We start from the raw sequence: 13,304 nt of genomic DNA on the forward strand, positions 1-13,304 counted from the left end.
TCATCCGGTCATTTTGTGCTGAGTTGTGACAGGTGTCTTGAAAAGAAGCTTCGGGTTTCATCATGTGTGAGCCTACTCATAACCTCTTCTTCAGTAAAATATTGAAGTTCAGTAATCTCCTCATCTGCTGGCAGTAAATCCTTTGTGGAACCAGTATGCTCGACCAAAAACATCGTCGTCTGCTGGCTTTCAAATCCAATTTTCTCTTTAATCTTTTCAGGAAAATCAAAACAAATCTTTTCATCAAACTGCTTCTTGATCAAAAAGTGACTTGTGCCTGTTTCTTCTTTTAATTCGCGAAGAATGGCGTGTTGAGGCGATTCATCAATTGCTTCAATTCCTCCCTTGATGAAATCCCATTCTCCCGTAATTTTTTCCGGCCCAGATTTAGTGATGATTTGTTTTTTATGTACGAGCAAAAATTGACTATCCTTATAAACAATCGCGCCAACCGCCTGTCTACTCATAAATGTGTAATTCACTTCCTTCACTTTCAATCAACTGTCCACTTCTCACATACAATCCGGAATTTTCGTCAATTCCATACCCGGTGACTTGTAGCTTTGAAATAGCTTCAATAAGGTTTTTCTCTTCTTCATATTCAGTAAAGTGAACTGATATAACACAGTCACTTATTAGCCCTAAGCCATTTAAGTAAAGCTGCTGTTGAGCTGTGTTTTCTGGTGAGATGACGCAGTGCTCACACGAAACAAGTGCACCAGCTGAAAATCCCGCTACGGGTACTCCTTCATAAAATCGGTTTCGGATGATATCCCCAACTGGTGTTTCAACAATATAATTCTGATAAAGCTCAGTATCTCCTCCGCAAATAATGATTCCCGTGCAATTTTCAAGTTGGTAAAGCTGGTCGTCCGTAGGATTTTTTGATAGTGTAAAATAAACATAATTGCTGATTCCATGCTTGTTTAGCACCTTCGTATACGCCGGCATATACTCTTGCCAACCTGTCCGTTCAAGAAACAAAATTGCAATCCTGGCTGAGCTATTACCTGCTAATCCTGAAAAGATCTCCCCTAATTTCTTATTAAAAGGAGGACTTCCTCCAAATAAAAACAAATGTGTTTCTGACATATTAATTTTCCGCCTTATTTATAAGATGTATATGTATTTCGATGATAAGTAACAAATTCCTCTTTATTAATAAAAGACTTCATAAAAAAAGCCAGGCTCGAATCGCCTGACTTACCTACTTACCATCTACTAGTGAATTTCTATCAGCTGCATGTGGGGGTTTCTCAAACCAACCTTCATCGATCATAATGTTTGCACCGTCCTCAACGTATCTTCCAATATCTAAGATGAACTTACCAAACATAACTCCAATATCCCTTCTGCCGTTTAGCGACATAGCATTGGCATATGATCTGATTTTCATTGAGAACATATCAATTTTATGAAAAGTCATTAGTTTGTCCGAAAAAGGCGGAATAGTGGAAGTCTGAACCAAATCATCTACTAATGGATGGCCAGGTAAGCTGTCTTGATGTAACTTCTCTGTACATTCTTTAATATGGTTCATTGTAATTTCCTTACCACGTATCATGAATTCCTTTACTTTTTTATGTTCTGCTACTTGACTAAATCCGATAAGTAAACCCTTACTAGCTACATTATTTTCTAGGTTATCATGAAGATGAGCGACTTCTAGAGCATGAAGAGGTCTCACATCCCCCACAAAACCCGCTAGATAACTCTGTTTCTCAACAAAACTTACTTCTTTTGGAATTGGAATGACAGGTGGCTTTGTCAAGAATCCCTTTTTTTCTAATAGTTCATTTAAACTAACTAATAGTTTAACGGTATCCACATTAAATTGGATAATCATGTCTCGTACATCTGGCCGAATCATAATAGGGATTGCCGTTGAGTAAAGACTTAACCCTGCTTTTGCAGCATATTTCAAATAATGGAGATAAAACTCATCTGCAAATAATCGAGGGGCTTCTAGATTCACGTCCTTCTTTACATCAAATCCAATTGGAATTGGAAATTCATCTTTATTGTAAATTTTCGTGATTTCCGAAATAAACTTCGTACTGGTACTTTTGGCTTTATTAAGAATATCCATAATTTCTGGATCGTCACAATGCTGTTGAAAATAGCTTAACACACAAATGGACATTGAATTTCCCATATATACTGCCCATAGTTTTCCCATTTCCGCTGATGTAAGTTGCTGATTGTTAACCATATCTATAACTCCTCACCACTTTTTATATAGTATTTTCAAGTTAAAGAGTTGTATTCATTAATCCAGATTTGGAAATTTTTTTCGACAAGAATCTCTTCAATTTCCTAGATTTTTTATACTTTCAACACGATTGGATGACGTTTATCCTTCTAAAAAGGGACTTGGTGACATTTTTCAACAAAATGGATTTTATTTACATTTGATTTCATCGTTCTAATCATGTAGTATACAAATACAAGCTACATTGTACGTAATCATAATAAAGTTTAACCTTTGAACTGAAATAGGGAGTTTAACATTGAAACTGGAATGGCAGGCCTTCGTCCATGGCGACTTGAAGGACATACAGGAACGTTTCTGCAAACACCCACTTTGAGGAGTGGTGGTTTTAAACTTTCTTAGGGTATTACGGCAATTGTGGCTTTTCCTAATTTGACGCCAATCCATTTTCCTACAGGAGAGTGGATTTTTTATTTGGTATTCGGATTTCTTGACGATTTCTAGGAATTCCTTTTATAATTATTTTCTAAAGGTTTTTTTCATGTCCCAGTAGCTCAGTAGGATAGAGCGACAGCCTCCTAAGCTGTAGGTCGTAGGTTCGATTCCTATCTGGGACGCTATATTTAAAAAAGGATGTCCTCGACTGGACATCCTTTTTCTATTCCTCATATGCCTTTGTTAATTGATTGATATTTAATTTCGCCTTCATCTGAAGGAGAGCATTCATTACTCTTTCTGCTTTGTCAGGATTGGCATCGTTAATCATGTCATTTAACGTCGAAGGTACAATTTGCCACGAAACACCATACGTATCCTTTAACCATCCACAAACTTGTGCCTTCGGGTCTCCACCCTCGGAAAGCCTTTCCCAATAAAAGTCCAGCTCCTCTTGCGTATCGCAATTAACAATAAACGAAATAGCTTCCGAAAATTTGTATCTTGGCCCTCCATTTAAAGCGACAAAATGTTGGCCATCCAATTCGAATTCAACGGTCATTACTTTGCCTTCTGACATACTCTTGTTCCGATTTTTTCCATAGCGAGTGATTCGGTTAATTGACGAGTTATTAAAGATGGATACATAAAATTTCGCTGCCTCTTCAGCTTCGTCATTAAACCATAGATTCGTTGTGATTTTTTGTATACTACCCACTTCGTCCTCCTTATTAAAAAAAGAGGCATTATGCCTCTATACGTCCTTTTTCTTCGTTTCTTTATCAACGTAAGCTGAAAGTCCTTCGGTAATTGTGCGATCGATATCGAGATAGGGCTTGCCGCGTGTTGCTTCATTTGAAAAAATTTCGATGCTCTCTTCTTTTGTATCCTTTGTCAAACTGACCACCTCCACAATGGCTTTGGAAAATTTCTACATTAGCCATATTGTGGGCAATCTAAACAAGATTCATGCATTCCGGGATCTAACGATTTGCTGAGGTTTCGAGCCCGGGATTCGACTGATGACTCCACGGGCTTCTAAATCCAATTTCACAGCTGTACAATACCAGGATGGAGAGCCCTCGAACGTTGGTTTTAACCGTAGTGTCACTTCTTCCATCAATTCTTTAAATACAATTTTCCCTCTTTCATCGATGATATCTAGAATTGTTTGTTTTACCACTTCATATTTTTCTTCATCAATTGTGGCACCTTTTTTAGCTTGGTCTGGATTGAGTAACTGGATTTTCAACGGGTACACCTCTATTTCCATTCTAAAAATTCCAAGCGATTGCCGAAAGGATCATGTGCATAAAAGCGGTTCGCCCTTGGGAGGTTATTGTCTTCAATTATTGGTACGTTATTGATTTGAAGATGCTCTTTTAAGAGATTAAGGTTCTCGATTTCAAAGGCAGGATGTGCTTTTTTTGCGGGTACAAAGGGATGCTCAATACCGATGTGGATTTGCACAGTACCATATGCAAACCAAACTCCACCATTTTTTTGAAGTGTCTCAGGTTTTTCGACTTCTTCGCACCCCAAAATTGTTGCGTAAAAATGACGGGCTTCCTCCTCACTTCCTTTTGGCGCAGCAAGTTGAATATGATCAATCGCTTTTATTTTATAGGTCATGTTAATTCCCCCAAATGGTTTGTTACTAGTATCGTACTCCATTTTTAGGAATAACAAAATGTGATTAATTTTATGGATTTACATTAGTTTTACTTAATTATCTGGATAAAGTTCTTGTAAAAAGGTTACAGACTGCTTGATTAGCTCTTTTAGCACCTCAACATCAATATCCGCCAACTTGTTAATGTAGACACACGCCTTTCCAGTTGTGTGCTTACCAAACCTTTCGAGGAGCTCTTCTCGCTTCGGGTCACCCGGTGCAAAATACAAACTAATCTTTGCCTTGCGCGGTGAAAAACCAACAAGCGGAGCATCTCCCTCATGGCCTGAGGCATATTTGTAATGATAAGAACCAAACCCAATAATACTCGTCCCCCACATTTTTGCCGGGTACCCGGTCGTTTCGGTGAAGATGTCTAGTATTTTATAGGCATCCTCTTTCTTCTTAGGATTGTTCACCATTTCAATAAATTCAATAACACTCGCATCGTTTTCTTTTGTTTTCAATTCATACATTTCAATCGGCCTCCTTGCTAGTATGTAGGATTGACACTTTTACATACTTCAAGACGTGGGGTTCGGATTCCTGCTTTTGATTTGGGTGTATTTGCGCAGTGGCAGTATTTCAGAATTAGCGGCAGTATTTTTTAGATAGTGGCAGTAAATATGATATAGTGGCAGTATTTTACAATTAGTGGCAGTAAGTTCTCCCGAATGTACATTTTTAGAGTAAGTTGACTTCTGATTTTAGGTCTTGGTCTTTTAAAATGTATGTTCTATCCTTGTATGAACCTTTATAATCTAAATTCAACGAAGATAAGATGTTAGTTGCAGTAGAAACCGACTCAATATCAAGAAAATCACGTAATCGTCGATTCGTAATTGAATTTCCATAGAGTAAAATATATTCATGTAGGGATTTAATATATGCTTTTGATGAAGAATAATGACAATTTGGACAGCTCCACGATCTGTGTTTTCTAACCATTGGGAGAAAGTCACATTTAGGACAGCGCACACCTTTAATGAGTTCGTGCTCTTTTATACCGTAATGCGCCAGGATATCGTGATCAAAAGGCGTATGTTTCTTTAAGAGCATTTTTGAAAGTTTTTGAAGTTGCTTTTTGTCTAAGACCTTATTGCGATTCCTTTTTTCAAACAACTCGATTTTGGAAATAAAACTAGGACTTTTAATTATTTTATGAGAGTATTTAAAGTCTTTACTCGCGTCAAGAATCGCATTGGGATTAGTGAAAACAACTAGAGTTTCAATTGGGGGAACAGTGGGCAATTTGAAGGTTTCAAGGAGTTTGCTTAGCTGAAATTGATGTCTATTGATCTGCGCAACTGGGCATTGAAATGATTTCCTCGTATCTTGGTAGGTTTGAATCAGTTGATTAAACGTATCATCAAAATATAATTCGCCGCGATAATTTTTCGCATCAATGATAACGATGAATGCTGGGTTAACCAGTAGGATGTCAATTTCAAAAAAGTGCTCACCGGAGATATCAGGTAGACGAAGATTGTGGAAGATTGTGTAGTTCTTTTCTTTCAAGAAGGTTAGGTGATACCTTAAAGATTGCTCGCCACGGTACCCTGACATCCTTCTGCCAAATTCATCGCTAATTTCTTGGTATTTCGGGTACGATTTTAGCAATCTTTTAAGCACGACCTCTATCTTATTAACGCGTATAGGGATTTCAAGTTCTTTTTGTCTCATGTATCAAAACTCCTTTGTGATTGCTACTTCTTTTTTCGACAAAACTCCCTAAAATCCTTTATTTATAATATGGTACATTTTTTGGCTGTTAACACAAAAATACGGCCATTAAATCTCGATCACACAAATATCCACCAATACGCTATAGCCATGAAAACTAATATCGCCACGAATTCAAATAAAAATAGGATGTACTGCTTTTTTTCAGGCTCATATTTCCAGTGCATAAAGGCACGGAACAAATTGAGAATAGAGATAAAACCCAAAATATATAGAAATACATTATCCATAAAGAACCATAGGCTAATCATATAGACTACAAAAAGAAAGATTTCAATTCCAGTCTGTATCTTATTAACAGATCGCGCCCATCCTTTCCTTTTCTCGATATTGAATTTGTTTCGTAAATAGGCAGTACCTATCCAATCAATTATAAATGCAGCAATCACCAAAATAATGAACTTTAAAATCATGGATTCACCTTAACCTCTCCGCAGATTCACACCGATTAAATTAACTAAAGCCACATAAAATGGATACACAATACACAAACCAATCAATACTAACCCAACGCCAGGATGGGGAATCTCCCCCGGATCTTTGATTGGGAAGAGTGAAGCAAATATATAAACAAAGATTACTAGATAAGGCACCCATAGCAGTGCGGACCAGTAACTAGATTTTATCCCCTGCATCCACCGTTTTGTTAGAAAAATAAATACAAATGTTGCTCCGATAAATCCCACAAAAATAACGATAGGCACTAAATTCGATACACTCCCAAGCTCCAAACCTGTGAGTCTACTAATCCGATACACATTTAACATAAGTTCAATCGCTACAAACAATGCAAGAGCATAAAAGATGCTAATTGCATTAAGCTTTATGAAATATTTCATAACTCCATTTTAAACTCCAATCTGGCTGGAGCTTCTCGATGTGGAGTCTGATAGTCTTTGAATTGTAACGTTAAACCCTTCAATTCATCTGGTAATGGTGGTGATACGACAAAACGATATGACATGTGACTACCAGATCCACTGCCACCTTCTGTTCTGCAATTATACCCTTCTCCGATTTGTAAATCCCAGAATGTGTGTACATGGACTTCTTCTAACTCACCTGAAGCATCCCAATCTATATTTAAATTGATCACGCTAGCATTCGAGTATTGTCGAATAAAATTGACTGTATAAAGTACGTTATTGATTTCAACCGCTTTTTGAATTGGTATGTGCTTTCTAAATCCTTCGGGCTCGACACTTGGCTGGAAATGTTTTTCAGAACGTAATGTTTCAAATACAACATGCAAAAACTCCTCGTAGAATCCATATCTGTTTGCCCATTCTGAAATTATGTCTTCCTTTGGTAATCCAGGATTATCATTCGATAATTCCTTTCTCTTCTTTAAAAGCGCACAAATTTGCTCATCTACTTCTAGAAGTCTTTCTTCATAATGTACCTCTGGTCGCTCGAACGGTAATCGTTTCATCTTCACTCCTCCTCACAAAAACATTTTAACATATTCTGGTATAACCTATAAATAAATCCAGCAACTACTGGTCAAACTATAAACACGATTTTTGAGGTAGGAGGCGAGATTATTGGATAAAGGATTATCTATTTTTGCACTTGGCGGGATTAACGAGATTGGAAAAAACATGTATGTGCTTCAGTATGATGATGATATTTTGGTGATTGATTGCGGATCAAAGTTTCCTGATGAAAGTCTACTTGGCATTGATTTGATTATACCGGACATTAGCTATTTGGAGGAAAATCGCGAAAAAATTCGTGGAATGCTTGTTACACATGGGCATGAGGATCACATTGGTGGAATTCCCTATTTTCTCAAAAAACTCAATGTGCCGATTTATGCGACACGCTTTACACTTGGTTTAATTGAATTAAAGCTTACGGAAAATCGACTTCTAGCGGACACTGAGCTCATACAAATTGATGCGGATACAAAAATTGAGTTTGGAAAAATAGCCGTTTCTTTTTTCAAAGTGAATCATAGCATTCCTGATTGCCTCGGCATTGTGTTTGACACGCCTGAAGGCCGCATTGTACATACTGGTGACTTCAAGTTCGATTTGACACCTGTGAATGACCAGCATTCCGACATTCATCGCATGGCCGAAATTGGTCGAGAGGGTGTGCTTCTATTACTATCAGAAAGTACAAATGCAGAACGCCCTGGTTCGACTCCGACTGAATTAAAAGTTGGGAATAGTATTGAGGAAGCTTTTATGAAGGCAAAACGGAAGGTCTTTGTATCAACATTTGCTTCGAATATTAGTCGGGTCCAGCAGGTTGTCGATGCCGCTATGAAGACGAATCGCAAGCTTGCGCTATTAGGGCGAAGCATGGTGAACGTTGTTGATGTCGCTGTCGAACGTGGATATTTGAACCTACCTGATGGGATGTTGATTGATGCGAAAGAGATAAATAATCTCGCACCGGAGAAGGTTTGTATTTTATGTACTGGAAGTCAGGGAGAACCAATGGCAGCACTCTCTCGCCTATCAAACGCAAGCTACCGAGATGCGCAAATCTTGCCTGAAGATACAGTGATATTGGCGGCTGGGCCAATTCCAGGTAATGAGAAAAATGTATCTCGCATCATAGATAATCTGTTCCAGCTTGGAGCTGTTGTTTTATATGGTGGCAGTGCGACTGGTATGCATGTTTCTGGACACGGATATCAGGAGGAACTGAAGCTTATGCTGACCTTAATGAAGCCGAGATATTTTGTTCCGATTCACGGCGAATATCGAATGCTTCATCAACACAAATTGCTGGCAGCATCCGTTGGAGTGGATCCGGATAATACGTTCATCATCCAAAATGGTGATGTCGTTGATGTTAAAAATTCGGAGGCTGTTCAAACGCGAAAAGTTCCTTCTGGTGATACATATGTGGATGGAATTGGTGTCGGCGATGTGGGCGACATTATACTCCGTGACCGTAAGCAATTGTCAGAGGATGGAATGGTCGTTATCGTTGTAACGCTTAGTAGAAGAGATCAGAAAATCCTTTCAGGACCAGATACCATCACAAGAGGATTTGTGTTCAACCGAGATTCGGAGGAGCTGCTCCGTGAGACAAACCGGCTTGTGAAAAAATCTATACTTGATCTGCAAGGTGAAAACAAATACCAATGGAATGCAATGAAACGAGAAATTAAAAAGACTGTGGGGCAATACTTATTTACTCAGACGAAACGTAAGCCGATGATATTACCATTTATCATAGAAGTATAACCCTCCGATTATGAACTGCACCTCGAATTGTTCGTTTTGTGTCTAACAATTTTGGTGCAGTTCAAATACTGTAGGGTTATTCTAATTCCAAACGTCGTCTAACTTATCCGCGTAGAATTCAATTGCTCGTTTGTATTGCTGAATATTCTTGTCTTTAGAAGACATGGCTAAGCCCTTTAATAGTAGTTCCATTGCTTCCTGATGTCGATTGAGATTATAAAGTGTCATCGCAAAAAAAGCCTTTAAAGCCTGGTTTTCAGGAAACAATTGAACACCTTTTATTAAGACTTCCGAAGATTTTTCATATAGTCCAAGTGTGCGATATGTGCTGCCTAACCCCAATATTGCTCCTTCCAAATCTTCACCATCTAAGCCGAGTTTAATGGCCTTTTCATAAAAAGAGATAGCCTTCTCTTCTAATCCCAACACATCAAAACTCCAAGCAACCTGATAGTTTACTTGAGGGTCATCCGGGAACTCCTTTACCAAACTCAATAATCTTTCGTTCGATTCCTTAAGTTTACCCTCTTTCCTTAGTTCAAGAGCTTGCTCCATATTGATAGCTCTCCTTATACTCCTCAAAGTCTAGCACCTCAATAACATCTGACCAGTGCAAAGCCGTGCCAACGAAATCCCTAATATCAAGATTAGCCATCTCATAGGTTTCACCGTCGTTTGTAGTTCCGGTGGCATCCTCAATAAACGTTACATCGTATCCACGGTCAAAAGCTGAAATAGCGGTAAACATACAACAGAATTCTGTATTAAATCCCGTAATAAAAATCTGTTTAACACCTAACTCATCTAAAAGCCCTGCAAGATTCGTTTGAAAAAAGGAGCTAGGGGTTGTTTTTTCAACAACATAATCTGCATACTCTTTAACTGATTCATGCAACTCGGAGCCTTCAGAGCCTCGATAAAGAGGACTTTCCTCCACTTCGTCAAAATGGCGAACCATGATGACCGGTAGTTTTTTCGCTTTAAAATCCTGAATAATGTGTTGAATTTTGGTTAATTCCTCACTAAAATCTTTGAAATTCACGATTCCATTTTGCACATCTATTACTAGTAACGCTTGCATTGTATTAACCTCTCTTTTTAAAATGTGGGCTCAGTTCACTCCAGACATCAAACCGATTGCCGTCAGGGTCACTAAAGACAAAGTTATACCCAGCATGACCACGATCTTCAATGTCTCCAACCGTTATATCCCGTTCCATAAATTCTTGATGTACATTCTCTAAAGCTTGTAAACCATCAACCTCAAAGGTTAGTGAAAAACGCTCATTCCCCTTGGCGTCAATAAAATTTGCGGTTTGACCTGGTTGTGATGCGACTAGAAAAAAGCTTTGATTAGCTAACTCAATAATGGCCTTGTCCTCATCAATATAATTTAGCTGCCCACCTAGTTTTTCTGTGTACCAAGCTGCAGATTGCTCTACGTTTATAACAGGAAGATATGTGGTTCCAACACGTAATAATTTCTGTGACATTGGTGTGTGCCTCCTTTATACAACAGAATTTCAATATGTACTCTATTCGAGTTTTATACAGATATCCCTTTTATTACATGAAAATTTTCCCAACAAAAAAAAGCCTCGTCCATATTTGGAAGGGCTCATTAGTTGGTAAACCTTTTAATTGCTTGTATATATTTTTCATATAACGGTTTCCATAGTGCTTCTCGGTTCTCTACTTTTTTGCCATCTAACAAAACACCAATGACATCCAAACAAACATGCCAACCCGCCAAGTCCTTTGGAGTATGGTCGGTTAAAGTAGTGATAGTTTCATTTAAAAGCAGCTTACAACCTGCAGTTTCAGGTGAAAGTTCAAAACGAACATGGTCGTCTCCCCACGTGTATTCCAAAACAGAGTGGCTGCTGAAATCTGTGATAATCATTTCCTCAAAGTTGCCATCTCCCATATCAAATAAGAGGCGCCCACCCTTACGAAGGTCATCTACTTTTAATTCTTGAAACCAGGTTGACAATTTATCATTATCTGTCAGCATCGCCCAAACCTCATCAACAGAGTGGTTATAATGACGTTCAAATGTAGCTTTGAAATTATGTTCACTTTTTTCAATCGTTGCGAGCATACCCATCCTCCTTTTGCTTTACGTTAGTATACTACTCCCTCACCTCTAACGCAAAAGCATAAAACGCATCCCCATTTGATACATTTTCCTGTTTTTCATCCATCCACCAGACCCCGTAATCATAGTAATATACACCTTTTTCCTCTGGCGCTGCAAAACGGTGATCTTCTACCTCTACCTCCGTTTCCTCCCCGTCGATTGTTTGTAATAGGTGGAACTCATTTGGGAGTGGCTCATATTCCATCACAATTTGGATTTCCTCACCTGGCTTCACGACAATTGGACTTTTCCCTTCCAATAGGGCCTCAGCTCCAGCAGTGTCTACGCATACACTTTGTGAGCCTGTGGTCCAGCAATAGGTGCCAAGAATGGTTTGATATGTTTCGTCCCCAACTTGAATATTCGTTTCGGGTGGTTCGCTTCCTGTAAGCTTACTAGAATTATTTCCACAACCGGCTAATGTAATTGAAATGCCTACTAAAAGTACAAGTATCCACTTTTTCACTTTGTGCCTCCCTTATCCGCTATACCCTAACTGACGAAACATTCTAAAAAAAGGTTACATATTTTGAAACCGAAGGACTTATTTCAACGTATAATTGGTATAATGGATTATATACGTTGAAAGGGTATTTTTGTAAGGAGGTTAATTTATGACAGGTATAGTTGCGGTTGTCATGGTATTTTCGATTCCACTTGTTGCCATTATTACGAGCCATTTTCAAACTCAATCAAAATATAAACATAAAATGATACAAGAAGAATTAGAGCTTGAAAAACTCAAACATGAGAACTATTTGCTTGAAACAGAAAAAATGCGCGTTGAGCTTGAGAAAATGAAGCTTGAGGCCCCAAAGGATGAAACGAAAATTATATAATCGAAACTGATTTTGAACTAGGTAGACAAAGTCATTTATGGCTTTGTCTACCTAGTTTTTTACATCTACCAACACGAAGCGTTCACAAACAAGAAGCATGTCCTCTGAAAACTCTAAGCCTACTTGTTTTAACTCTTCTGTGAAGAACTTGATATGTACGTCTTTCCAATACTGATAGGTCCGATCACCTTCACCTTCAGCAATTGCGAATTCCTCAGGAACCTCGTTCATTGGCTGAATGGTTACTTCAACGTTCTTAATGATTGCTACCGGGTCATCTTTACTATTTAAGAGAATGCTATAGTGGTCCACCGTTGGTAGTGGTTCATTTTCAATCTCGTAAAAAACATGTCCAGAACAGGTTGCTGTTTTAACTCCATCAATTACTAATTGAGCTAGGTAATCTGGGTCTGCCCCAAATTGCCATGCATTCACTGATTCTGGTTGCTCTTTTCCTTTCCAAAATTCATCCCAATATTGTTTAGCGGCTCTATTCATTGCACTCACCTCCTACTTCAATCTATATTATAATTTGCTGATAAAGTCGTTAATTTCCCTTTTACCTCTTAAAATAATCACTGTCTTTTCCTTCGAAAGTCGTTCAAGTCGTTCCTGCATTTTTTGTAAACGAGGCTTATATGTTGTCCAGATAAATTTGATAAACTCCCATTCCATTCTTTCGGTGCACCCGAGGTCTGGGCGTTTTTTTCCAATATGGGTAAAATAGCGTCTAAAAACCCGATATAGACACAGATATCGTGGAAGTTCGAGATAGATGATTGTGTCTGCCTGCTTGGCTCGTAGTTCGAAAGTCTTCGTGTAATTACCATCAATAATCCAGCTGTCGTTTTGAAGTATTTCTTCATGGCTAGCTGCGAACTCTTCATATGTCGCTTCAACCCAGCCAGATTTCCAAAAGTAACTGTCTAAATGGTAGACATTAATTCCAATTTTCTTTCCCAATTTATGAGCAAAGGTTGATTTTCCAACTCCTGGTGATATACCGATGACCATGACTTTCTTCATATAACACCTCGCAAATTTTTATCCTCTCATG

Annotated in this window: 21 protein-coding genes, 1 tRNA gene and 1 other RNA gene; 4 read left to right on the forward strand and 19 right to left on the reverse strand. The window is 38.3% G+C overall.

Annotation, left to right across the window (positions count from 1 at the left end; translation table 11 throughout):
* Positions 1-8: 8 nt before the first annotated feature.
* The 3 genes from CZ490_RS14355 to CZ490_RS14365 form a co-directional block, all read right to left on the reverse strand.
* Positions 9-467 carry an NUDIX domain-containing protein gene (locus CZ490_RS14355; protein WP_077619526.1) on the reverse strand — a complete coding sequence of 153 codons (459 nt, stop codon included), beginning with the start codon at positions 465-467 and terminating at the stop codon, positions 9-11.
* The gene (locus CZ490_RS14360) at positions 460-1,092 is read right to left on the reverse strand and encodes a Type 1 glutamine amidotransferase-like domain-containing protein (RefSeq protein ID WP_077619527.1); all 633 of its coding nucleotides are present in this window, start codon (positions 1,090-1,092) and stop codon (positions 460-462) included. The genes CZ490_RS14355 and CZ490_RS14360 overlap by 8 nt, the downstream gene beginning before the upstream one ends.
* A 115-nt stretch (positions 1,093-1,207) precedes the next feature.
* Entirely contained in the window at positions 1,208-2,212 is a 1,005-nt protein-coding gene (locus tag CZ490_RS14365) for a DUF3231 family protein (protein ID WP_077619528.1), read from the reverse strand.
* Positions 2,213-2,445: 233 nt separating this feature from the next.
* Between CZ490_RS14365 and ssrS the strand changes: the two genes are divergently transcribed.
* Both ssrS and CZ490_RS14375 read left to right on the forward strand, forming a co-directional pair.
* A non-coding RNA gene (gene ssrS, locus CZ490_RS14370) (6S RNA) lies at positions 2,446-2,640 on the forward strand.
* 115 nt (positions 2,641-2,755) lie between these two features.
* Positions 2,756-2,829, forward strand: a tRNA-Arg gene (locus CZ490_RS14375).
* Positions 2,830-2,870: 41 nt separating this feature from the next.
* Here the strand turns inward: CZ490_RS14375 and CZ490_RS14380 are convergent.
* From CZ490_RS14380 to CZ490_RS14415, 9 genes are all read right to left on the reverse strand, one after another.
* A complete protein-coding gene (locus CZ490_RS14380) occupies positions 2,871-3,356 on the reverse strand; it encodes a VOC family protein (RefSeq protein WP_200801639.1) in 486 nt (161 codons plus the stop codon).
* 45 nt (positions 3,357-3,401) lie between these two features.
* A complete protein-coding gene (locus tag CZ490_RS22365) occupies positions 3,402-3,545 on the reverse strand; it encodes a hypothetical protein (protein ID WP_159439959.1) in 144 nt (47 codons plus the stop codon).
* Positions 3,546-3,614: 69 nt separating this feature from the next.
* Positions 3,615-3,899, reverse strand: a complete 285-nt coding sequence (locus CZ490_RS14385) for a DUF6958 family protein (protein ID WP_142255382.1) — start codon at positions 3,897-3,899, stop codon at positions 3,615-3,617.
* A gap of 11 nt (positions 3,900-3,910) precedes the next feature.
* A complete protein-coding gene (locus tag CZ490_RS14390; protein WP_077619531.1) occupies positions 3,911-4,279 on the reverse strand; it encodes a VOC family protein in 369 nt (122 codons plus the stop codon).
* 93 nt (positions 4,280-4,372) lie between these two features.
* Positions 4,373-4,795 (reverse strand): DUF1801 domain-containing protein, encoded by a 423-nt coding sequence (locus tag CZ490_RS14395; RefSeq protein WP_077619532.1) that lies wholly within the window; start codon positions 4,793-4,795, stop codon positions 4,373-4,375.
* Positions 4,796-5,003: 208 nt separating this feature from the next.
* Positions 5,004-6,002 (reverse strand): nuclease-related domain-containing protein, encoded by a 999-nt coding sequence (locus CZ490_RS14400; protein WP_077619533.1) that lies wholly within the window; start codon positions 6,000-6,002, stop codon positions 5,004-5,006.
* Between the two features lie 119 nt (positions 6,003-6,121).
* Complete coding sequence (locus tag CZ490_RS14405; RefSeq protein ID WP_077619534.1) at positions 6,122-6,475, reverse strand: DUF4181 domain-containing protein; 354 nt, start codon at positions 6,473-6,475, stop codon at positions 6,122-6,124.
* 9 nt (positions 6,476-6,484) lie between these two features.
* The gene (locus CZ490_RS14410) at positions 6,485-6,901 is read right to left on the reverse strand and encodes a hypothetical protein (protein ID WP_077619535.1); all 417 of its coding nucleotides are present in this window, start codon (positions 6,899-6,901) and stop codon (positions 6,485-6,487) included.
* Entirely contained in the window at positions 6,898-7,494 is a 597-nt protein-coding gene (locus CZ490_RS14415) for a hypothetical protein (RefSeq protein ID WP_077619536.1), read from the reverse strand. Before CZ490_RS14415 ends, CZ490_RS14410 begins: the two co-directional genes overlap by 4 nt.
* A gap of 169 nt (positions 7,495-7,663) precedes the next feature.
* Here CZ490_RS14415 and CZ490_RS14420 point away from each other — a divergent pair, with 169 nt between their 5' ends.
* Positions 7,664-9,268 (forward strand): ribonuclease J, encoded by a 1,605-nt coding sequence (locus CZ490_RS14420; RefSeq protein WP_234987312.1) that lies wholly within the window; start codon positions 7,664-7,666, stop codon positions 9,266-9,268.
* Between the two features lie 81 nt (positions 9,269-9,349).
* Here CZ490_RS14420 and CZ490_RS14425 read toward each other — a convergent pair whose 3' ends face one another.
* From CZ490_RS14425 to CZ490_RS14445, 5 genes are all read right to left on the reverse strand, one after another.
* A complete protein-coding gene (locus CZ490_RS14425; protein ID WP_200801592.1) occupies positions 9,350-9,823 on the reverse strand; it encodes a tetratricopeptide repeat protein in 474 nt (157 codons plus the stop codon).
* Entirely contained in the window at positions 9,807-10,349 is a 543-nt protein-coding gene (locus tag CZ490_RS14430; protein WP_077619538.1) for a cysteine hydrolase family protein, read from the reverse strand. The genes CZ490_RS14425 and CZ490_RS14430 overlap by 17 nt, the downstream gene beginning before the upstream one ends.
* A 4-nt stretch (positions 10,350-10,353) precedes the next feature.
* Positions 10,354-10,761, reverse strand: coding sequence for a VOC family protein (locus CZ490_RS14435; protein ID WP_077619539.1), 408 nt, complete (start codon positions 10,759-10,761; stop codon positions 10,354-10,356).
* Between the two features lie 128 nt (positions 10,762-10,889).
* Positions 10,890-11,369, reverse strand: coding sequence for an SRPBCC family protein (locus CZ490_RS14440; protein WP_077619540.1), 480 nt, complete (start codon positions 11,367-11,369; stop codon positions 10,890-10,892).
* Between the two features lie 31 nt (positions 11,370-11,400).
* Positions 11,401-11,874, reverse strand: a complete 474-nt coding sequence (locus CZ490_RS14445) for a hypothetical protein (protein WP_077619541.1) — start codon at positions 11,872-11,874, stop codon at positions 11,401-11,403.
* Positions 11,875-12,022: 148 nt separating this feature from the next.
* Here CZ490_RS14445 and CZ490_RS14450 point away from each other — a divergent pair, with 148 nt between their 5' ends.
* Positions 12,023-12,247, forward strand: coding sequence for a hypothetical protein (locus tag CZ490_RS14450; RefSeq protein WP_077619542.1), 225 nt, complete (start codon positions 12,023-12,025; stop codon positions 12,245-12,247).
* Between the two features lie 51 nt (positions 12,248-12,298).
* Here CZ490_RS14450 and CZ490_RS14455 read toward each other — a convergent pair whose 3' ends face one another.
* Together CZ490_RS14455 and CZ490_RS14460 are read right to left on the reverse strand one after the other, a co-directional pair.
* Positions 12,299-12,745: an ASCH domain-containing protein gene (locus tag CZ490_RS14455; protein ID WP_077619543.1), complete on the reverse strand. Its 447-nt coding sequence runs from the start codon at positions 12,743-12,745 to the stop codon at positions 12,299-12,301.
* A 27-nt stretch (positions 12,746-12,772) separates the two neighbouring features.
* Positions 12,773-13,273 (reverse strand): P-loop NTPase family protein, encoded by a 501-nt coding sequence (locus tag CZ490_RS14460; RefSeq protein ID WP_077619544.1) that lies wholly within the window; start codon positions 13,271-13,273, stop codon positions 12,773-12,775.
* Between the last annotated feature and the right edge of the window lie 31 nt (positions 13,274-13,304).

The sequence above is a fragment of the Litchfieldia sinesaloumensis genome (genome assembly GCF_900156865.1).
Classification (GTDB): Bacteria; Bacillota; Bacilli; order Bacillales; family Bacillaceae_L; genus Ferdinandcohnia; species Ferdinandcohnia sinesaloumensis.

Coding starts and splice junctions, on each gene's coding strand:
- CZ490_RS14360 (WP_077619527.1), bottom strand. CDS start 1,092: ATGTCAGAAACACATTTGTTTTTATTTGGAGGAAGTCCTCCTTTTAAT.
- CZ490_RS14440 (WP_077619540.1), bottom strand. CDS start 11,369: ATGCTCGCAACGATTGAAAAAAGTGAACATAATTTCAAAGCTACATTT.
- CZ490_RS14415 (WP_077619536.1), bottom strand. CDS start 7,494: ATGAAACGATTACCGTTCGAGCGACCAGAGGTACATTATGAAGAAAGA.
- CZ490_RS14410 (WP_077619535.1), bottom strand. CDS start 6,901: ATGAAATATTTCATAAAGCTTAATGCAATTAGCATCTTTTATGCTCTT.
- CZ490_RS14435 (WP_077619539.1), bottom strand. CDS start 10,761: ATGTCACAGAAATTATTACGTGTTGGAACCACATATCTTCCTGTTATA.
- CZ490_RS14460 (WP_077619544.1), bottom strand. CDS start 13,273: ATGAAGAAAGTCATGGTCATCGGTATATCACCAGGAGTTGGAAAATCA.
- CZ490_RS14450 (WP_077619542.1), top strand. CDS start 12,023: ATGACAGGTATAGTTGCGGTTGTCATGGTATTTTCGATTCCACTTGTT.
- CZ490_RS14430 (WP_077619538.1), bottom strand. CDS start 10,349: ATGCAAGCGTTACTAGTAATAGATGTGCAAAATGGAATCGTGAATTTC.
- CZ490_RS14355 (WP_077619526.1), bottom strand. CDS start 467: ATGAGTAGACAGGCGGTTGGCGCGATTGTTTATAAGGATAGTCAATTT.
- CZ490_RS14405 (WP_077619534.1), bottom strand. CDS start 6,475: ATGATTTTAAAGTTCATTATTTTGGTGATTGCTGCATTTATAATTGAT.
- CZ490_RS14395 (WP_077619532.1), bottom strand. CDS start 4,795: ATGTATGAATTGAAAACAAAAGAAAACGATGCGAGTGTTATTGAATTT.
- CZ490_RS14365 (WP_077619528.1), bottom strand. CDS start 2,212: ATGGTTAACAATCAGCAACTTACATCAGCGGAAATGGGAAAACTATGG.
- CZ490_RS14390 (WP_077619531.1), bottom strand. CDS start 4,279: ATGACCTATAAAATAAAAGCGATTGATCATATTCAACTTGCTGCGCCA.
- CZ490_RS14455 (WP_077619543.1), bottom strand. CDS start 12,745: ATGAATAGAGCCGCTAAACAATATTGGGATGAATTTTGGAAAGGAAAA.
- CZ490_RS14425 (WP_200801592.1), bottom strand. CDS start 9,823: ATGGAGCAAGCTCTTGAACTAAGGAAAGAGGGTAAACTTAAGGAATCG.
- CZ490_RS14400 (WP_077619533.1), bottom strand. CDS start 6,002: ATGAGACAAAAAGAACTTGAAATCCCTATACGCGTTAATAAGATAGAG.
- CZ490_RS14420 (WP_234987312.1), top strand. CDS start 7,664: ATGTATGTGCTTCAGTATGATGATGATATTTTGGTGATTGATTGCGGA.